This window comes from Trichocoleus desertorum AS-A10, from assembly GCF_039962155.1.
Taxonomy (GTDB): domain Bacteria; phylum Cyanobacteriota; class Cyanobacteriia; order FACHB-46; family FACHB-46; genus Trichocoleus.
Map to the genome: position 1 here is coordinate 171832 of NZ_JAMPKN010000009.1, position 18985 is coordinate 190816.

Annotated in this window: 18 protein-coding genes; 2 read left to right on the forward strand and 16 right to left on the reverse strand. The window is 49.8% G+C overall.

Translation table 11 applies throughout. From position 1 onward, the window contains the following. Nucleotides 1-59: 59 nt before the first annotated feature. From NDA01_RS14565 to purC, 14 genes are all read right to left on the reverse strand, one after another. Nucleotides 60-641 carry a cell division protein SepF gene (locus NDA01_RS14565; RefSeq protein WP_190431762.1) on the reverse strand — a complete coding sequence of 194 codons (582 nt, stop codon included), beginning with the start codon at nt 639-641 and terminating at the stop codon, nt 60-62. Between the two features lie 409 nt (nt 642-1050). Beyond that, the gene (locus NDA01_RS14570) at nt 1051-1734 is read right to left on the reverse strand and encodes a YggS family pyridoxal phosphate-dependent enzyme (protein ID WP_348228499.1); all 684 of its coding nucleotides are present in this window, start codon (nt 1732-1734) and stop codon (nt 1051-1053) included. A gap of 36 nt (nt 1735-1770) precedes the next feature. Beyond that, nucleotides 1771-2040: a transcriptional coactivator PipX gene (pipX, locus tag NDA01_RS14575; RefSeq protein WP_190555932.1), complete on the reverse strand. Its 270-nt coding sequence runs from the start codon at nt 2038-2040 to the stop codon at nt 1771-1773. Between the two features lie 227 nt (nt 2041-2267). Further along, nucleotides 2268-2690 (reverse strand): holo-ACP synthase, encoded by a 423-nt coding sequence (gene acpS, locus NDA01_RS14580; RefSeq protein WP_348228500.1) that lies wholly within the window; start codon nt 2688-2690, stop codon nt 2268-2270. A 112-nt stretch (nt 2691-2802) separates the two neighbouring features. After that, nucleotides 2803-4308: an anthranilate synthase component I gene (locus NDA01_RS14585; RefSeq protein ID WP_348228501.1), complete on the reverse strand. Its 1506-nt coding sequence runs from the start codon at nt 4306-4308 to the stop codon at nt 2803-2805. A gap of 15 nt (nt 4309-4323) precedes the next feature. Further along, a complete protein-coding gene (locus NDA01_RS14590) occupies nt 4324-5349 on the reverse strand; it encodes an energy-coupling factor transporter transmembrane component T family protein (RefSeq protein WP_348228502.1) in 1026 nt (341 codons plus the stop codon). A 36-nt stretch (nt 5350-5385) separates the two neighbouring features. Then, nucleotides 5386-6747: a ribosome biogenesis GTPase Der gene (gene der / locus NDA01_RS14595; protein ID WP_190431754.1), complete on the reverse strand. Its 1362-nt coding sequence runs from the start codon at nt 6745-6747 to the stop codon at nt 5386-5388. A gap of 173 nt (nt 6748-6920) precedes the next feature. Beyond that, complete coding sequence (locus tag NDA01_RS14600) at nt 6921-7127, reverse strand: hypothetical protein (protein ID WP_190431753.1); 207 nt, start codon at nt 7125-7127, stop codon at nt 6921-6923. A gap of 139 nt (nt 7128-7266) precedes the next feature. Then, entirely contained in the window at nt 7267-8532 is a 1266-nt protein-coding gene (lpxB, locus tag NDA01_RS14605; protein ID WP_431193405.1) for a lipid-A-disaccharide synthase, read from the reverse strand. A gap of 3 nt (nt 8533-8535) precedes the next feature. Further along, nucleotides 8536-9366, reverse strand: a complete 831-nt coding sequence (gene lpxA, locus NDA01_RS14610; RefSeq protein ID WP_348228503.1) for an acyl-ACP--UDP-N-acetylglucosamine O-acyltransferase — start codon at nt 9364-9366, stop codon at nt 8536-8538. Between the two features lie 46 nt (nt 9367-9412). Then, nucleotides 9413-9937: a 3-hydroxyacyl-ACP dehydratase FabZ gene (gene fabZ / locus NDA01_RS14615; RefSeq protein ID WP_348228504.1), complete on the reverse strand. Its 525-nt coding sequence runs from the start codon at nt 9935-9937 to the stop codon at nt 9413-9415. A 93-nt stretch (nt 9938-10030) separates the two neighbouring features. Then, entirely contained in the window at nt 10031-10942 is a 912-nt protein-coding gene (lpxC, locus tag NDA01_RS14620) for a UDP-3-O-acyl-N-acetylglucosamine deacetylase (protein ID WP_348228505.1), read from the reverse strand. Between the two features lie 23 nt (nt 10943-10965). Beyond that, nucleotides 10966-13374 (reverse strand): BamA/TamA family outer membrane protein, encoded by a 2409-nt coding sequence (locus NDA01_RS14625; RefSeq protein WP_348228506.1) that lies wholly within the window; start codon nt 13372-13374, stop codon nt 10966-10968. A gap of 120 nt (nt 13375-13494) precedes the next feature. After that, entirely contained in the window at nt 13495-14253 is a 759-nt protein-coding gene (purC, locus tag NDA01_RS14630) for a phosphoribosylaminoimidazolesuccinocarboxamide synthase (protein WP_348228507.1), read from the reverse strand. Nucleotides 14254-15242: 989 nt separating this feature from the next. On the opposite strand from purC, the gene NDA01_RS14635 reads away from it, so the two are divergent. Further along, nucleotides 15243-15926 carry a response regulator transcription factor gene (locus NDA01_RS14635; RefSeq protein WP_348228508.1) on the forward strand — a complete coding sequence of 228 codons (684 nt, stop codon included), beginning with the start codon at nt 15243-15245 and terminating at the stop codon, nt 15924-15926. Nucleotides 15927-15946: 20 nt separating this feature from the next. On the opposite strand, the gene NDA01_RS14640 is transcribed toward NDA01_RS14635, so the two are convergent. Continuing rightward, on the reverse strand, nt 15947-16387 hold the full coding sequence (locus NDA01_RS14640) for a low molecular weight protein-tyrosine-phosphatase (protein ID WP_431193406.1): 441 nt from the start codon (nt 16385-16387) through the stop codon (nt 15947-15949). A gap of 449 nt (nt 16388-16836) precedes the next feature. Here NDA01_RS14640 and NDA01_RS14645 point away from each other — a divergent pair, with 449 nt between their 5' ends. Then, entirely contained in the window at nt 16837-18207 is a 1371-nt protein-coding gene (locus NDA01_RS14645) for an SGNH/GDSL hydrolase family protein (RefSeq protein ID WP_190431745.1), read from the forward strand. 167 nt (nt 18208-18374) lie between these two features. On the opposite strand, the gene NDA01_RS14650 is transcribed toward NDA01_RS14645, so the two are convergent. Then, nucleotides 18375-18719 (reverse strand): YbaB/EbfC family nucleoid-associated protein, encoded by a 345-nt coding sequence (locus NDA01_RS14650; RefSeq protein WP_348228510.1) that lies wholly within the window; start codon nt 18717-18719, stop codon nt 18375-18377. Between the last annotated feature and the right edge of the window lie 266 nt (nt 18720-18985).

An 18985-nucleotide genomic window follows, 5' to 3' on the forward strand; every position in this document is an offset into this window, starting at 1 on the left:
CACAGACTTGGCTTAATTGATAGACAACAAAGCGAACGTAAGCTGTAGCTAGTGAGCTACTAAGCCATGCGAGCTTGCTCAGCAGTCCAAGCGGGCGTAGGAGCAGCAGGACGGCTGGGGCGCGCTTGAGGCTGAGGCGCTTCTTGAACCACACCTGCTTGAGTCGTAACTTGCACGCAGTTGGGGGTGAAGAGGAAAATGCTTTCGCCAATCCGCTCTTGATGACCATCAATCGCGTAGGTACCACCTGCCACAAAATCAACGGCTCGTTGAGCTTGGTCGGGGTCCATGATCGTCAGGTTCAAAACCACTGACTTCCGTTCGCGCAAGGCTTGGATGGCTTGAGGCATTTCCTCAAAAGAACGAGGCTCCATTACCACCACTTCAGAGAGGCCATTGATGGCTCCCGGCATGCCAATTACGTTATTCATGGTTGAACCAATTCCTGTTTCAGTGGACATTGATACGCGCTCACGAATGCGACGGCGATTCCGGGCATCTTCCTCTGGCGCGGGTTGGGGGTTCTCTTCTCGATAGAGATTTTGATATTCTTCCCCATCCGTCTCGTCATACTCATACTCATAATCGACGGGATCGTTAAAACCAACAAAATCCCGTAACTTCGTGAAAATATTGTTCACGGTTCACGCTCCATCACAACAATAGTTACCTTCAGTAAACAACTTCATTAATTAGGAGGAAACAACGCTAGTAGACCTAAATTGACTTAAGCCCTTGAAAAGCGTGCCTCCTAGTTGAAGCTTACGGTCGGACTTTAATAAAAAATTAAGAGCCCAATCCATAATGAAGCTTGCGAACACCCTGGCTGACTTTCCTGAATTGACTCCACAGTATACATCGATTTCTTACTTGTAATCTCAGAAAAAGCCAGAAGTGCAGTGTTGATTTACAGGCGCAAGAGCGTGGTGGCAATTAACACAACACAACAGAAGCCAGACTTCATGGAGGGATTGCAAGCTCTTGTTACTAATACTGCCTAATAAATAAAGCATGCACATACTACCTGGGTCTAGGAATTTAGGCAAGAGGTTAGATACCCCGTTCTCCAAATAAAATTGTGCCCAAGCGGATCATTGTCGCCCCTGCTTGCACAGCCAGCCGATAGTCATTGGACATTCCCATTGAAAGCTGAGCCATCTGGATATTAGCCCAACTCTTCTGCCGAATTTTCTCCGCTAATTCTTGCGCCTGCTGAAACACGGTTAAGGTGTCCGATTCGCTCAGCCCTAGCGGTGGAATTGTCATCAATCCTTGAATTTTCAGGTTGTGGTAGAGATCGAGTTGTGGCAAGTCGGACCACAGGTCATCTACTGTCCAACCCGTTTTGTTGGGATCAGGCAAAAGTTTGACTTGCAAACAAACTTGCGGCTTCACTAGCAACGGCTCGGCCAAGCGATCGAGCCGCTGGGCTAACTTCAGGCAATCTACCGAATGAATCCATTGAAATAGCTCCAAAGCTTTTTGGGCTTTGTTACTTTGCAAGCGTCCAATTAAGTGCCAGGTAATATCTGGCAAATCTTGTAGTTCAGCTTGCTTAGCTTCAGTTTCTTGAATCCGACTCTCGCCAAAATCCCGCACACCTGCTGCATAAGCAGCTCGCATTGCTGCCACTGGCACCTGCTTAGTCACAGCAATCAACTTTACCGCAGGAGGTAAGCCCTGCTGAATGCTAGCAATGCGATCGCTATAGATGCTTGGCTGGGATAAAGTCATTGCGTCGAATATAAAGGCGACAGCGCGATGGGAGCCTTATTGGAAAGTTTGTTTGTAGATGGCCTGTAGCTGCTCTTGCTCTTTAGCCTGCCCTGCCCGCCGTAGCAGCCGCAGCCGATTCTCGACTAAGATCCGGGCATCTGTCCGACCAATAGGTTCAAACTTTAAGCCACTGGGTCCGCTATGCACCATAAAAAAGAGCCGTTGGGCATACAAAGTCGCAAACAGTTCTTGGCTTTCCTCAACAAGACAAATCCTGAAGAGTAAACCAAAGGTGGGGTGATTCAGATAAGTTTCAGTACTCATTCAGCTTCAAGCTGGCAGCAATAGCTAGGTCAAAATTAAGGTTTAGATTACAAGCCAAATTTGGTAGTTGCGATCGCCAACAATATTATTAAATCGTGGAGTCTGTTTCAGTATCGCTCTAAGCGTGACTAATTAGTTCAAATTAGCCCAATAGAATTCTTAGCCCAATAGAATTCCGTAGAATTCCATGCAAGATTTAAGGCAATTCACTATCTAGTCACGGCAAACTAGTCGCGGCAAAAGGCAATTGCCGTCGCGATCGCATAATCACCATCATGACTCAGGCTCACTTGCCAATGATAGTCTCCCCACGTAGACACCGCGATCGCCGCCGCTCCATAGAGACAAACTTTTGGCTGTCCACTGGGCTGACGTTGAACTTCAATATCGGTGTAGCGCAGACCTCGCCAGCCAGTACCTAAGGCTTTCGCAACAGCCTCCTTGGCAGCCCAGCGTCCTGCTAAACGACTTGCTGAAACATCAGTTCGCTTTTCGCGAAGACCAACCCGAACAGGGACTTGAATCAAAGCCCCAGCGTCCTGCTGCTCGGTGGGGGTGTAAACTCGTTGCAAAAACCGCTCCCCAAAACGGTCCAGTGCCGCTTGAATGCGAGGAATGTAGACAATATCTGTCCCAAGGCGAATATTCAAGCAAACCTATCTTTAACGACCAGATTTCATCACTTTAGGAGAAACTGTGCCCTTTTGCTACCGAAACTCGGCCTGCTATTGGTTAGCAGAGTTTTTGCCACAGACTTCTGTTTCAAGGACTGGTTTCAGCCTGTAATTCTACAAGTCGTAAGGCTGCTAACTGGGCTTGCGCTTTGTGCAGCGACTCATACCACTCTCGTTCCGGATCGCTATCAGCTACAATTCCCGCTCCCACTTGGCCCCAGACCTTGAAACTTTGATGTGGGTTACTTTGTGGAAGGCGATCGCCTTTAGTAACCAGCAAGGTCCGAATCAAAATATTCAGGTCGAGGTGACCACGCCAATCTAAGTAGCCACAGGAGCCATAGAACAAACTGCGCCGCACAGGTTCCAACTCTTCAATGATTTCCATACAGCGAACTTTGGGACAACCCGTAATTGTGCCGCCAGGAAACACACCCCGAATCAAATCGATGCTGTTGTATCCAGGCTGGAGAGTGCCAATCACGTTACTCACCAAATGCATGACGTGGCTGTAGTACTCAATCGTGAGGAGTTCATTCACCGCCACCGAACCCCATTCACAAACTCGGCCTAAATCATTGCGCTCCAAATCAACCAGCATGATGTGTTCCGCTTGTTCTTTGGCGCTGGCTAGTAGTTCTTGCTGCTGCGCTTGGTCTTGTTCGGGCGTTGTGCCCCGCGATCGCGTCCCGGCGATCGGTCGCGTTTGAGCTTGTCGCCCCTGCAATTGCACGAGTCGCTCCGGAGAACAACTGACAACATCTCCCCAAGGAGTCTGCCAATAGCTGGCAAAAGGAGAAGGGTTCACTTGCTGTAAGGCGCGGTAAAGCGACCAACTATCGCCCGTCAAGTCTGCTTCAAAGCGTACCGAAAGATTAGTCTGAAAAATGTCTCCAGCCGTAATGTAGCCCTTGGCTTTGAGAACGGCGGCTTCGTAATCAGCTTGAGCCGTATGAAATTTAGGCAGGAGGGAGGGAGCTGTTAGCGGTGCATTTTGACTCAGGCTTAGCGATTTGTAGTTCCCAGCCTCCTGACTGAGAGCCAATTGCTCCTCCAATTGATCTAGTTGTGGCTCATTAGTTGCAGCTAACCAAAGAGTTTGCTCCCAATGGTCTAAAACTGCAAAGCAGTCTGGCTCGTACCAATAAGCTACGGGAAACGGCAGCGCATCTGATTTGAGCTGGGGCAAATGCTCAATTTCCCAAGCTAAGTCGTAACCCAACCAACCCAACCAACCTCCCGTAAACGGCAAAGCATCTGGGCGCGATCGCTCATCCGCTGAACCAAAGTTCTGGCGTTGTAGCAGTTGCTCCAGAAACGGCAAAATATTGCCCACTTCAGGCGTCCAAAGCTGCAACTGGCCATTCAGCACACGAGGAGCCCCAGCACAAATTGAGTAACGGGCTTGGGCTTGCTGCAAAGCACTAGGAGCACCTAGATTACCCAATGGGTAAGGGCTTTCTAGGAGGGTAGCGATCGCAGATTCGGAAGTGGCTTGAGTGATGGGCTGATGGAATAAGGCAGCGAAGATTTGCGAACCAGTGCGGTCTGCTAAGGGGAGCGATCGCCAATACCAAGGTTGAATTGGATGCATAGTGAGGTACGACGACTATGAAACTTCCGATCCCCAAATCAAACGAGCTCCCCACAAGCCTAACAGCGCTAATAAAGCTAACCAATCGCCACGGCCCAGTCGTAGTTGATGCCACTGTACCCGATGTTGGTTAGGGCTAGTAAAGCCGCGCACTTTCATCGCACTAGCAATCTGCTCTGCCCGTAGCAACAAATTTTCTAGTAGCCGCTCTGCGATTAGCATCCAAACTTGAATTGCCCCACGAAACCCTAACTTTTTCCAGTTAATCGCCCGAGTCCGCACGGAGCGAATCAAATTTTGCACTTCTTCTAGCACCAACGGAATAAACCGGAGTGACAAAGTTAGGGTTAACACAATCTCGGTAACAGGCCAGTTCAAGCGGCGCAGCGGTCGCATCAAAGTTTCTAGACCGGCAGTAATTTCCTCAGGCGCGGTAGTGAGCAGGAATAGGTTCGTGCTGTAAATCAAAGTAAACAGCAAAGTGCTAACCCGAACTCCTAAGTCCAGCGATCGCCGCGTTACCAAAAATGGTTTTTGCTTAAACAGCACATAGTTATAAGCCGTGGGCTGCGGTAAAGACTCAGTCAGAGCCTGCTGATTAGGCTGTTGCTCAGATTGACGTTCACCATTGGCATCAACCGAGTCTCTGGTCAGCCAGCGGCGAGGATCGAGCCATACAGGCCGTTGTGCTGTTGCTGGAGTCGCAGATTGCTGGGCAAAGGCTAGCTCATTGGAGGGTAGGCGAGGTTGCTGCTCCGCACTCAACCCATCTGGAGCGATCGCAGTCAGCAAAAAGACAAAGAAGCCCAGCATCAATAACCAAGCCATTTGCTGCCGCCAAACCCGAAACGGAATCATCGCTATCAAGGTGAGTAGGACTAATACCACCACCAAGAACAAGCGCCAGAGGGGATTTGCTAGGAGAGGGGCCAGCAAAAAACTCATTAACCAAGCTAGCTTGACACGGGGATCAAGCTTATGAAGCCAAGTTTGCGGTTGTTCTAGGTACAGTCCTAATGGCAGCGATCGCAGCAGATCCATTCGATTTGGGGGATGAAACTCTCAATCACTTCATTGTTAAACACGAGTGGCCCGGTTAGCGCTACCCCGCTCCATTTCTCGCACCTTCTTGCTCCGCCAAATCATGCGGATTGGCGTACCTGTAAATCCCAAACTCTCACGAAATTGTCGCTCAATATAACGGCGATAGTTGTCATTAAACAACTTAGCTTCATTCACAAACAGCGCGATCGTAGGTGGCTGCGTACTCACTTGAGTGCCATAATAAATTCTGCCCTGACGACCTTGGCGCGTGGTCGGGGGCGAATGCCAATTCCCAGCCTCCTCCAAAACCTCATTAATCACTGAGGTTGTCACCCGCCGTTTATGCTGCTCAGCGGCTGTATTCACCAGTTCTAGAATCTTCTCAACTCGCTGCCCTGTCTCAGCACTGACAAAGATCAACGGTGCCCATTCGGTAAACTGCAAGCGGCTTTTAACTTGCTCTCCATAGTCATAAATGGTGTAAGCGTCTTTTTCAACTGCATCCCATTTGTTAACCACAATAATGCAAGCTCGCCCTTCATCTGCAATTCGACCTGCCAGTTTCTGGTCTTGCTCAGTCACGCCATCTAGGGCATCAAGCACCATCAAGACGACATCAGCTCGACGAATGGCTTTGAAAGCGCGGTTGATGCTGAAAAACTCTGGACCGTACTCAATATGCTTTTTCTTGCGAATGCCAGCCGTATCAATTAAGCGATAGGTTTGGCCTTCTCGTTCTACGACTGTGTCAATGCTGTCACGGGTGGTACCGGAGATCGGGCTGACGATGGCGCGATTTTCACCGACGAACGCATTAAGTAAGCTTGACTTGCCGACATTAGGCCGCCCCACGATCGCCACTTTGATCTCTGAGGTTTCTGGCAATTCCTCCTGCGGGGGCAAATGCTTGAGCGCTTCATCTAAGAGGTCGCCAGTACCGTTGCCGTGAATCCCAGAAACAGGATAAGGCTCACCCAAACCTAAACTCCAAAACTGAGCGGCTTGCGCCATTCCTTGCTCTGGAGACTCACACTTATTGACAGTCAGCAACACAGGCACAGACTGTTGCCGCAACCAGGTAGCAATTTCCTCATCAGCTGTAGTAGGGCCTTCTTGACCATCTACCACAAAAATCGCCACACTGGCTTCGGCTAAAGCCGCCATCGCTTGTTGCCGAATTAACGGCAAAAATTCAGTGTCGTCATCAAAGATTAAGCCGCCTGTATCGACCACCAAAAATTCGCGATCGCGCCAATAAGCGGGTTGGTAGGTGCGATCGCGTGTGACACCGGGCTCGTCAAAAACAATCGCACCCTTCGTTTCAGCCAAACGGTTCACAATCGTTGACTTGCCCACGTTCGGACGACCAAGAATAGCAACAATAGGCAAGGACATAAGGCGATCGCACTCAAATAATTTGTGGAGTCTAAACTTCTATTCTAAGGGCTGCGACCCATTGTTGCTCTATCTGTGATATGTTGCCCTACGCGGTAACGGGCTCACTTAGCTGAGCAGGTTGAATGTATTAGCTGAACCCTCTGAAGCCAAGTTTTTAGAAAGTCAAATTTTTAAGCCACCTCTGCGATTTGCAAGAGGCCGTGGCGAATCCCATACAAGACGCGATCAATTAAGACTTTGTCCGATTCTTGAGCCGCTCTGGCCGTAGACAGAGTAATCAGCCATCGATACTCTGTTGCAGTCAAGCTACCACACAAGAAAATACTGCCAATCAATTCTTCTAAATCAGACGCTTGGGAAAGCACTAAAGACTGCATAGCGGCTAGGCAAACGTTGAATTGCCAACATTAGATGACGATTCCAGAGTGCCTCGTGGTGGTTACATTTGGCACCGAGCGATCACGGATATTTTCCCACTAGCAATTTAGTCCGCTCCATAGATTCCGCTGCTAGCAGTCAGGAGGGTAATGAATTGGCGGGCAAGAGTTGCAGAATCTCTTGGGCAGCGCGATCGCAGACTCCGACTTCCCCAATCGCTTGGCGCATGGATTGGTAGTTATCCAAAGTCTGTTGCCGCCGCACCGGATTGAGCAATAACTCCAAACCTGCTTGAGCAATATTGTCTGGTGTGGCTTGGTCTTGCAGAAACTCTGGCACCACAGACCGCATTTCTACCAAGTTAGGCGGCGACATGAACGGGATGGAAAACTTGAGAATATGGCGAGCAATCCAAGCGGTGACAGCACCGACTCGATAGAGGACAACCTGGGGGACATTCAGGAGGGCAATTTCCAGGTTAACCGTACCCGATTTTCCAATGGCCAGATCGGCTGCCGCGATCGCTCGCAATGTGATGGATTCCTCAAATTTAGAGTTACTGGGTTGGCCTGCCAACACAGTAGCCCGCAGTCCATACTGTTGAATCGCCTGTTCGATGGGCGAACGGTAAGCTTCCAAAGAGACAGGAATCCAAAAATGAGCCTGAGGCAGTTGCGCTTGAATTTGTTGAGCTGCCTGGAAAATCACGGGCATCAAATACTTCAGTTCTTGACGACGGGAGGCAGGGAGCAGGGCGATCGCAACTTGGTCATCTGGAATTCCTAGGGCTTGCCTAGCACTGGCGCGATCGGGAGCAGCTTGCATCCGATCCACCAAGGGATGCCCCACCCAGCTCACCTTGGCTCCATGCTCGGCAAAATAGCGGGCTTCTTCTGGAAAGATTGCTAAGAGGCGATCGGTGATATTAACAATGCGAGCTGTGTTGCGCGGGCTGAGCGACCAAACCCATTCTTGGGGCGCAATGAAGTAAGCGATCGGCACTTGGGGCAAATGCTGCCGTACATAGCCGCCTATGGCCACGTTGGGGCCGAGGTAGTCAATCAAGACCACTAAATCAGGGGGATATTGGCGCAAGTACTGTTTAGCTCGTCGCTGAATTTGTAGCGTCGGCCAAACATAGGGCAATGATTCTAAGAGGCCCACAGACCCAATGGCTGTGGTGTTCCCTAAAAGCGTCGCCCCCGCTTGCGCCATGCGATCGCCGCCAAGGGCCAAAATTTCTAGCTCAATCCCCAGAGCTTGCGCTTGCCGCTTCAGGGCCGTGACCAGCAGCGCCCCCTGAAGATCACCAGAAACTTCACCTGTGCTAATAAACAGGCGAATATTCCGGGAAGAAGCAGGAGTCTCTGCGATCGCGCTCCCCTGATTGGTTGGTTCACCCATGGGTCAGTCTCCGCTCCTCGTACCTTTGAGCCGCCCCGGAGTGGGACCACGCCGCCCTTCTAACTGCGAGAGTTGCAGAAACCGACAGAGATGCTGTAGGTGTTCATTCTCAGGCAACAGCTCTAATTTTTCTAATGCCTGCTCTAGAGTTAAGCCAGAACGATAGAGTAAGCGAAACGCCTTTTTTAAAGACTGAAACACTTGCCCATCGGCTAAATCTACGATGCCAGCCCGTTTTAAGCCCACTTGGTTGAGGGTTCTGACGCGGATGGGGTTGCCCTCCACCAGCATATAGGGAGGGATATCTCTAGTGACTCGGCTCATGCCACCGACCATGGCTAGCCGCCCTACATGCACAAACTGGTGAATACCACCCACACCGCCAATTACTGCCCGTGACTCAATGTGGACATGTCCCCCCAGAGAGACAGCATTGGAAATAATCACGTTGTCTTCAACCACGCAGTTGTGCCCAACGTGAACATAGGCCATCAGCAGATTGCCACTTCCAATCACTGTGACTTCGTCGGCCCGTGTCGCTCGATTAATGGTGACGAACTCACGAATGCGGTTGTCATCACCAATTTGCACTAAGCTCACGGAGCCGTCATATTTCAGGTCTTGGGGCTCTAGACCGATCGCGGCTCCCGGAAAAATGTGATTGCGAGCCCCAATTTCCGTCCGACCATCTAGGACCACATGCGGACCAATGACGGTATCAGGGCCGACTTTGACTTGTGGCCCAATCACGGCATAAGGCCCTACTTGCACAGTCGAGTGCAATTGGGCATCTGGATGAATAACTGCTGTTGGATGAATCAGTGTTGTAGTCAAGGGCGCGCCTCCAGGCACCATCCCAAAAGTTTAAGAGTACAGAGCATTAGTCCACCAAGGAAAACATGAGTTCGCCTTCGGCTACTAGCTGACCATCTACTTCAGCTCGGCCCTGCATCTTACCAAAACGACGTCGCTTCACGCATAGCAGTTCCACTGTCAAGATCAACTGGTCTCCTGGAGTTACAGGACGACGGAAACGAACTTTATCGATGCCTGCAAACAGGAACAATCCGCCCTGTACGTCCGACATCTGAGTCAGGACCACACCGCCTACCTGGGCCATTGCTTCTACGATCAGGACACCAGGCATGATCGGCCTGCCAGGGAAGTGTCCCTGAAAATGGGGTTCATTAAAGGTGACATTTTTGATCCCAACAGCTCGCTCACCTGGTACATACTCGATAATGCGATCGACTAGGGAGAAGGGATAACGATGAGGCAGGAGCTTGTGAATGTCCTCAATTGCCAAAATAGGCTTGGTTGAGCCAGAGGATTTGGTGCTCCCATTGGCCTGTGCCTCCACATGGCTAGGGGCATCAGTGGTGTTGAGATCAGTCAAGGTGGACATGGGTAGTTTTGCCAGTAGTGAAGGATGTGATGCGCTTTCCAGTCAGGCAGCTATTTGGATCGAGATACAAGATTCCAGACAAAATCACCAGATTCATCCTTCATCTCTCATCCTTTGAGCTATCAACTGTGTCAGTTGGGTGTGTAAGTGATGGCTAGCTTTGTAAGCCAAAATGTGAGCCTGGGGAAATAAATTTAACAAACTTAAATCCCCTACTAAATCTAAAAGTTTATGACGCGCTGGCTCATTTGAAAATCTTAAGGGAGGGTTAAGCCATCCTTCAGTTCCACAAACTAAGGCATTTTCTAGGCTGCCACCTTTAATTAAACCATTGGCTTGTAAGTGTTCAATTTGGTGCGCTAAGCCAAAGGTACGAGCCGATGCGATCGCCTTGGCAAAATTTTCCTGGTCCGGAGACCAGCTGTGCCACTGATTGCCGATGGCAGGCAAATCAAAGTCAATGCCATAAGTAAACCGCAACACTGGAGCTGGCAATGCTGCCACAAACGCATCGCCCTGGTAAACCCAAATGGGTTCGCTCAAGGTGTAGGCTTGCCTAGCTGCTGTTTGAGCAACAATGCCTGCTTGGGCGATCGCTTCTACCCAGCTCTGAGCGGAGCCGTCGAGTAGGGGGACTTCAGGACCATCAATTTCAATCCGGACATTATCAACTCCCAAACCCGCCAAAGCTGCTAGCAGATGCTCTACCGTTCTGACTTTAGCTTCTCCCTGGGCCAGTTCTGTAGACAGCGTTGTTTCATGCACCGATGTCACAGATGCCGCAACTTCAGGGGCGTTCGCTAAATCGACCCGGACAAAGACGCGACCTTGATTTTCAGCAGCAGGCAACGCTCGCACCTGAGTTTTTAGCCCCAAGTGCAAGCCTACTCCAGAGCAAACAAACTCATTTTTTAAGGTCTGTTGTTGTCCAGAAATTAACGCTACAGGAGCCGATAGCGAGCTCGGCAATGCTGATGGCGGGACGTTTTTAGGCTCTGAAAGCATCGTGACCTTGAATGGATGGAACTTTAGAACCGTTCTCCAATACCGAAGTGCAGACGACTGTTGCCGTCATCATTAAAGCCGTAATCAATTCGGATTGGGCCTAAAGGTGATTGAATTCTGACGCCTACACCATATCCTAAACCACTACCAGGTTTGCCCCGAACGCCCGCCGGATCTCCAGGAACGCTGGAGCCAGAACCTAGATCAGTAGCGTAGTCTAGAAATAGTGCCCCACCTAGAATGGAGAAAAGCGGGAAGCGATACTCAGCGGTGGCTTGAATAAAGCTACGACCACTCCCGACATCCCCTTCATCAAAGCCTCGCACCGAGTTACTACCGCCTAAAGCAAACGCCTCATAGGGAGGTAGATCGCCAATGACTGTACCTGCCTGGACGTTAAAAGCCAGCGCTTCTGGACCTGCCGCAAACTTGGTGTAATCGACTGGAATGTAGTAGCTGTAGCTACCCCGGAGGCGATTGAAGAAAATCCCACCGATTGGGATCGATTGCTCAGTGCCAAACCGCAGAAGAGAACCGCTGGTAGGTCGCAGTCGATTGTTACGGCGATCGCGAACTAAACCCAGTTGAGCCGTGAGCAAATTATCTGATCCGTCATCACTGAAGCTGAGTTGATTCCCTAGTTCATCGAATGGGGTAATCTCTCGATCCGAGTCACGAACTGAGACGCGCTGGTATTGCAAACCGGCTGAAGCGGTCCATTCAGAATCGGCAAAGACATCACGACTCAGTGGGCGGGTAAAGGTAATACCACCCCCCAAACGGTCAATCCGGGGGCGATCGCCGTTAGGTAATTCCACTTCCGGTTCGCCACCATCAAAGATCAAAGAGAGCGATCGGCGGTTGAAAACATTGAGCGTGTAAGAAGTTCGGTAAGGATCGCCCGCAATCCAAGGGTCAGTAAAGCTGACATCAAACAGCAACTCCCGCTGGCCTACCTGCACCTCGGCATTAAATTTTTGGTTATTGCCACCCAAGTTTTGCTGTTGGTAGCTCACACTACCAAACAAGCCACTGGCAGAACTAATACCTAGTGCGGCTCCAGCAGAGCCCGTGCTGCGCTCAGTGACATTGGCAACCACGACTACTTTGCGGGGGTCTTGCCCCGGATTGAGAGACAGCCGCACATCTTCAAAAATCCCTAGGCCATAGACGCGCTGTAAGTCCTTCTCAGCCTGAGTCCGGTTAAACACATCTCCTGGCTTGAGGGCAAACTCACGGGTGATGATAAAGTCGCGAGTACGGCCTCGAACAGGCTCACCCTCATCGTTGGTTTCCTCACCGTCTTTGTTCAGAAACTTAACCTGAACATCTTCAACCACGCCTTCAGCCACGGCTAGAGTCACCGTGCCGTTTTCCGCCACCTGGGGCGTATCAATTACTTGGGCCAGGACATAACCTTTGTCTTGGTACCACTTATTCACTTCTTTGACGCCTTCTTGGAAGCGACGCAAGTTGAGAATACTACCGTACTGCTCCTTAAAAATGTCATCGACGACGCTTTGGGGCAGAACTTGATTGCCCTCTACTCGTACAGAATTCAGAACTGGATTCGCTTGGACATCAAAGGTGACACGAACCCCTAGCGGTGTATCTGAAGGATTGGCTCGCACGCTAGAGAAAAATCCGGTGGCGAACACAGCATTAATGTCTTCTTGCAATTGCGATCGCGTGGTTGTCCGTCCCGGGCGAGTCCGAATCGCGTTGTAAACTTCGTCCTCTAGTTCTCCGGTGACACCTTGAACCACCACTTCGGCGACTAAAACGCGGGGTTCTGCTTGCTCAGGGGTAGCTTGAGTTTCTCCGTTGGTGCCATCCTCAGCTCCATTGGCTGGCGAAGTCGGAGTTTGGGGAGTTTGGGGAGGAAGGTTGAAATCAATACTTGGGCCAGGCGCTGGTGTTCCATCCAGTTGAATTTCGTTGGGCGTTTCTTGCTCTGGAGTCGCCGTTCCTGGGGGTGGCCCACCTAGTGCAGGGGGCGTTTCTTGAGTGGAGTCCAACTCTATGTCAGTTGGCGTAATTTCGGTGGGCGCAATCTCAGTTGGTGTGGTCTCGGTAGGCGTTTCAGTAGGTGAAGTCGGCGACGAGGTAGGAGCTTGAGCCCTAAACTCGGCTGGAAAAACTTCCGGTTCACTAATGGTTGGCACTACAACGCTATTACTAGCCAATACAGCCCCTGGCTTTGCCGTCTCCAAACTAATCGCGATCGCGGGTAATGAAGCTGGCTTCAAGACGTCTGCTGCCGCAGTTGGGCTGGTAGCAACAACCTTGACATCCTTAGAGGACTCGACCCCTGCTTTCGTAGGTGCAGAGGTTTGCCCTCTGGCAGGAGTAGACAGGTTCAAGGTTGCTGAAGCGGCAATAATTGCTACTAAGACCGGAGATAAGCGCATTGTGTTCACGTGATTTGGCATTTCCACACACCAGGCTCTAACTTAGGCTGGCCTAAGTTGTTAAAGACATCAGGGAATTGGGTTGAGAAGGGAATCCCGCTAAACCAAGCAAATGGGGAAATTTTACCCCATTCGTGACTCTCACTCTTGCACTGGTTCTTGAACTAATGGCTGAACTGGCTGGTTAAGCACCCGTTCTAGCACCCTTCGGTAAGCACCTTCTACATCGCCTAAGTCACGCCGGAAGCGGTCTTTATCCATCACCCGACGGTCTGGATCAGTTTCCCCTTGGTCCCAAAGCCGACAAGTATCCGGGCTAATTTCGTCAGCCAAGAGAATTTGCTGATTGCGGTCTAAGCCAAACTCCAACTTGAAGTCCACCAGAGTAATGCCACACTGCTGAAAAAAAGCTGATAGTAGCTCATTAATCCGCAGCGCCATTTGTTGGAGCTGGTCTAGCTGTTCCGGCGTAGCCAGTTCTAGCAACAAAAGGCGATCGCGAGTCAGCAGTGGGTCCCCTAGAGCATCGTTCTTGTAGTAGAACTCCACGAGGGGCTGCTTCAAAACCGCACCCAATTCCAACCCAGTTTGTTGACAGAGGCTCCCGGCTGCAATGTTCCTGACTACCACTTCTAGAGGAATAATTTTTACCGCCTTGACTCGCATATCTTCAGCGGTGGGGCGATCGATAAAGTGGGTAGGGATACTGTTGGCTTCTAGTAGCTGAAACAGATGACTAGAGATAGCAGCGTTGATTTCACCTTTACCAGCAATTTGTCCCCGCTTTTGGGCATTAAATGCCGTCGCGTCGTTCTTAAAGTGGGTGAGAAAAACATCGGGATCATCGGTGGCGTAGACAATTTTAGCCTTGCCTTCGTAGAGCTTTTGGCGCGCAAACATGAGCAGAATCAGGTTGAAAATCAATACTTGCTAGAAGCAAGCTTCACCATTCTATCTTTGAGTGGTTATTTTCCACGCTGATAGTTCAAAATCGAGTTTATATCTATCTAAACTGCGAAAGTGCATCTCTTTTCTTGGAGTAATCAACACTCCAGTTTGTTAGTCTTTTTTGGTATTTATTGAACCGATTAAACTTTTAACGTAGTGCAACATAGTTTAACTAGCCTGGGTTTCAGCCATCGCCCACCTCTGCTTATTTAGAACCAAAGACCATTCTCTTACCCATCACAAAACTGCTCTATATCCCACGGTGCTAAGTTTCATTCAGTACTGATCAAGGATACATCCTAGGAATTTTTGACTAAAATCTCTTTTGTACAAGATTGGCCCAGAACAGCAGCGAAAAGTGTTGGAGTTGCAGGTAGTCACCCTTAAAGATGAAGCCAGAATGTGGCGTTTGCGTCAAAATTTACTTTGACCTGTGCTCACTGGACAGCCAGAGCCAGACCCGATGCAAAGGCTAAAGCTCAGCTAAGATTTCTGGGATCAAAGGCTAAGATAAAGTAACGAATCGCCTTGAGTCTCACGTTGTTCCGTTGCTCTTGACTGATCCCAACGGCTCTCCACAGGCAAACAGAACTCGGAATGCCTAAGGCTGAAAGCGATAAAGGGCAAGCTTGATACAATCTCTGCAAAGACGACCCAAATCCTTCAAGACAAAGAGATACAATTCAGGTAGTTGTGGTTTGTAATTTGAGATACGGGTTGGTTAAGTGCTCTCTGGGAGAGCGATCGCTGGAGTTCAGGAAACTGCATCTAAGGGCTCAGTCTCATTTCGGCATAATCAGCTTCCACTCGGTATCCTTAATAGTAGGAAAACCACTTTGATTGCTTTAAACTCACTCTCTGTGATTATTTTTTAGTATCGTAGGCCCATCTTTAAAAAGCTGTATTTGTCCTAACCCTAAGCGTTCATGTGCTAGCTACCCATGCCTTTGATGATTCTTGTTGCTGATGATGATATCGGTACTCGCCTGTCCATCAGCGATTATCTCGAACTCTCTGGTTATTCAGTCGTTGCAGCTGAGAATGGTCAGGAGGCGCTAGCGCTGGTTGATGAGTACCAGCCTCATCTGATTGTGACCGATATTACCATGCCTCGGATGGATGGCTACGAGCTAGTCAGACGAGTTCGACAAAAGGTAGAGTTTCGACTGTTGCCCGTTATTTTTCTCACTGCTCGCACTGATATTCAAGAACGCATTCGGGGCTATCAGCTAGGGTGCGATCTGTACTTACCCAAACCCTTCGACTTGGATGAATTGGGAGCCGTCGTTCGCAACTTGCTAGAGCGATCGCAGATGATTCAAGCGGAAATGATTCATGCCGAGTGGCGATCGCGACATCAAGAGGCAGAGCTTTCAGCCGAAAAGACCAATGCAACTGCTAAGTTTACCCCCACGCCAGCGCTCTCAACGGTGAGCTTGACGGAGCGAGAGCAAGAAGTGCTGCAACTCTTGGCGGATGGTCTGTCGAATATTCAAATTGGTCATCGCCTCCACCTCAGCCCTCGTACGGTGGAAAAACATGTCAGCAGCTTATTACGCAAAACTGAAACTAATAACCGGGCGGAGTTAGTTCGGTTTGTGATGGAACACGGGTTGATGCAGTGAAACTCTCTAAACTTTTTCTCCTAGGGTTGGAGTTTAGAGGTGGGAGCAGCCAATTTTTGGGTTGTCACCAGATGCTGCAACAAACCGCCACAAGCATCCAATAGCAGATCGATCACGTGATTAAAACCTTCCGTGCCCCCGTAGTAGGGATCGGGAACTTCCCGCTCTGGATACTGCGTGCAAAAATCACACATCAAGCGCACGCGATCGCGATACATTCCAGTTGAATCAAGCGCCAGAATATCCTGATAGTTTTCTTGATCCATCGCCAAGATCAAGTCAAACGCTTCGAAATCTGATTTTTGAAATTGTCGAGCTTGACCTTCAAGGGCAATGCCTCGCTGCTTAGCGGCCGCGGTCATGCGGCGATCGGGCACACTGCCAATGTGATAACTCGAAGTTCCAGCAGAATCACAAATAATTTCATGTCCCAACCCTGCTTGCTCAATCAGGTGGTTCATGATGTTTTCTGCCGAGGGTGAGCGGCAAATATTACCCAGACAAACGAAGAGCAGTTTGTAAGGCATGTCTGTAGTCGAGGTTGGTTGGGCGATCGCTGTCAGCGTAATCGATAACCGCCATCAGCCTCAATAGCTTATCAGAACCGTAGCGCCTGTTCGAAAAAGTTGATTCGGGGTGCTACTATCGGTCGTTTCCCATTGCCTTGGCGATCAAGACTCCAATTCATGCTTGCGTCTGTGATTCCTACTGGGTCTTTCCGGTTTCAGAGCAGCAACCCTTGCAGAGGTATGGATAACTGCCGGGAACTTAGATCAAACCTTGACCTTCTGGCCCTAGGGGTGTAACTCTTCTTGAATGTGCAATTTCGGACTACAGTGTTTGCTGACAGCAATTCGCTCCACCAGGCAAGCACGGGTCACTACTATTGGTATTACGAGGAAAGTACTTGATGTTTAGGCCTAGCCGTAGATCTGCTTACCGGAAACAACGTCGGCTCTCTTGGCCCCTGATCACCTTACTCACCCTGCCTCTTGTGCTCATTGTCCTAGAGTTTTTAGTCCGCACCTTTGTCGGTGTGACAGGGCAAAGTAATGAATTGGCAGCTTATCAGGGTAAACCAACTAAAGCCACAGCCTACGGCCTTAGGTTTCTGGATGCGAGTCAGCAGCCTTATGATGGCTTGCCAATCGCAGGACAGCTAGCAGCAAAGCCTAGTTTAGCGACAGGCTACAAACTCGTCGGCAAACAGCAAAGTCAGTTTTGGCGGATTAACGAGCAAGGGTTTCGCAGCGATCGTCCTGTACCCGTCGCCAAACCCAAAGGTGAAACACGAATTTTTCTGTTAGGTGGCTCTACTGCCTTTGGACAAATGAGCTCGACTAACCAAACTACATTTGCCCACAAGTTAGAAGCCAGCCTCAATCAGCAAGTAGCGCAGCAAAAACGCAACCCAGAAAAATTCCGCCCAGACGTTTTACCGTACTACAAAGAAGAAGTTGACAAAGCTCTAACGTTGCCGCCCCGAATTCGAGATGGGCAATATCGTGTGATTAATGCCGCTGTCCCTGGTTATGCCTCTGGTAACGAGGTAGCCCAACTAGCAATGCAAGTTCTGACGTATCAACCCGACATCATTGTGGTTGTGGACGGATACCGAGACTTGCTGCTGCCCAGCACTGAGGAAGGAGTGACCATCCCTGGAGCCGAAGCACTACTAGAAGATGCGCCACGTCACTTTTATACGCACCTCACTCAGCAGTTGAGTAATTTGTTTACTCAGTCTTATTTAGTTAAAGGAATTCAGTACTGGTTGATTAAGCCTCAGCCTTCAGTAGATGAACTCAGCTTGGTAGCTGCTAACAATAATGCTCCCTTAGTTGAACAACTCCCCAGTGAGCCAACAGAGGTGGAGCGGCGAGCTGAGCGTTACCGCAGCCATCTCCAGCAAATGGCCCGACTCGCAACCGCTGCCAAAATCCCTTTAATTGTGGCAGTTCAACCAGAAGTCACCAGTCGAACTGGCAAAAACCGCTCTTCAGAAGAAGCCAAAATTCAGCAGGCTCTAGGAGCTACCTACAGCCAACGGGTCAAAGCAGGTTATACCGAGATCGAGCAAGCAGCACTACAAGTTCAGAAAGAATTTCCCAAAACCGTCACCACGCTGAACCTCTACAATCTTTATAACAACTTCCCCAGCCAAGCTTTTGTAGATACAGTTCATCTCACCGATGAAGCCAACACTGTTCTCGCCAAACGGCTTTATGGCACGATCGCTAAGTTACTCAACGTCCCCGTTCAACCCAATCCTTCCCCTTACTAAATTTGCAGGCCCGCCATTCAAGAGAGACTGAGCAGTCACAGACTTAGCATTGGCAAGAGCATCGATAAGGGCGATCGCAACTTTACAAGGTCAAAACAATAAAACCGGGCAAAAAGCAGACATAAACTGCTTGCCCGGATTGAATTGGACTCTTAAATGCTGTTGATTTAGAGGCCAGGTAGGTTCAAACCACCTGTCAACTCTTCCATTTTCTCGCGCATGGTGGCTGTGGACTTGTTGTAAGCATCCTTCATGGCAGCAGTCACCAAGTCAGAAACCACCTCAGCGCCTTCCCCTAGCACATCGGTTGAAATTTCTACTCGCCGGGGCTCTTGGTTGCCACTGAGGACCACCTTCACCATGCCCCCACCCGCTTGTCCTTCAATTTCCATTTTCTCCAAATCTTCTTGGAGTTGTTTGGCACCCTCTTGTACTTGTTGTGCCTTCTTGAATGCTTCGGTCAGCTCTTTCATTTTGCCCAGACCGAAGCCAAATCCCTGTCCTTTGCTCATAACGTTTAGATTGGGTACGAGTTGTTTGTCTAATTAGGTTGTTCCTAGTCTCTGCTATTCTGCCACTCTCACTGTCTCTTTGGCAGACTTTTGCCTAACCCAGCCTGAAGCTTGATTCTTTCCAGAAAACTTTCAAGCCACAGAAGCCAACCTAGGGTAAGGCTGTGAATCAGCTTAGCCACCTCAGGATTGCATGGCGAGTGCTGGTGACTGTACCTCTTAAAGCCTTCACCTAAGTTAACATTACAGCCGCTGGATTTTCATGA

Bases quoted from the DNA above. Each gene is read 5' to 3' on its own strand.
- NDA01_RS14570 (WP_348228499.1), bottom strand. From the start codon at position 1,734: ATGACTTTATCCCAGCCAAGCATCTATAGCGATCGCATTGCTAGCATT.
- pipX (WP_190555932.1), bottom strand. From the start codon at position 2,040: ATGAGTACTGAAACTTATCTGAATCACCCCACCTTTGGTTTACTCTTC.
- NDA01_RS14650 (WP_348228510.1), bottom strand. From the start codon at position 18,719: ATGAGCAAAGGACAGGGATTTGGCTTCGGTCTGGGCAAAATGAAAGAG.
- NDA01_RS14645 (WP_190431745.1), top strand. From the start codon at position 16,837: ATGTTTAGGCCTAGCCGTAGATCTGCTTACCGGAAACAACGTCGGCTC.
- purC (WP_348228507.1), bottom strand. From the start codon at position 14,253: ATGTTTGCGCGCCAAAAGCTCTACGAAGGCAAGGCTAAAATTGTCTAC.
- lpxB (WP_431193405.1), bottom strand. From the start codon at position 8,532: ATGGGTGAACCAACCAATCAGGGGAGCGCGATCGCAGAGACTCCTGCT.
- fabZ (WP_348228504.1), bottom strand. From the start codon at position 9,937: ATGTCCACCTTGACTGATCTCAACACCACTGATGCCCCTAGCCATGTG.
- lpxC (WP_348228505.1), bottom strand. From the start codon at position 10,942: ATGCTTTCAGAGCCTAAAAACGTCCCGCCATCAGCATTGCCGAGCTCG.
- NDA01_RS14640 (WP_431193406.1), bottom strand. From the start codon at position 16,387: ATGAACCACCTGATTGAGCAAGCAGGGTTGGGACATGAAATTATTTGT.
- NDA01_RS14600 (WP_190431753.1), bottom strand. From the start codon at position 7,127: ATGCAGTCTTTAGTGCTTTCCCAAGCGTCTGATTTAGAAGAATTGATT.
- NDA01_RS14585 (WP_348228501.1), bottom strand. From the start codon at position 4,308: ATGCATCCAATTCAACCTTGGTATTGGCGATCGCTCCCCTTAGCAGAC.
- der (WP_190431754.1), bottom strand. From the start codon at position 6,747: ATGTCCTTGCCTATTGTTGCTATTCTTGGTCGTCCGAACGTGGGCAAG.
- NDA01_RS14590 (WP_348228502.1), bottom strand. From the start codon at position 5,349: ATGGATCTGCTGCGATCGCTGCCATTAGGACTGTACCTAGAACAACCG.
- NDA01_RS14625 (WP_348228506.1), bottom strand. From the start codon at position 13,374: ATGCCAAATCACGTGAACACAATGCGCTTATCTCCGGTCTTAGTAGCA.
- NDA01_RS14635 (WP_348228508.1), top strand. From the start codon at position 15,243: ATGCCTTTGATGATTCTTGTTGCTGATGATGATATCGGTACTCGCCTG.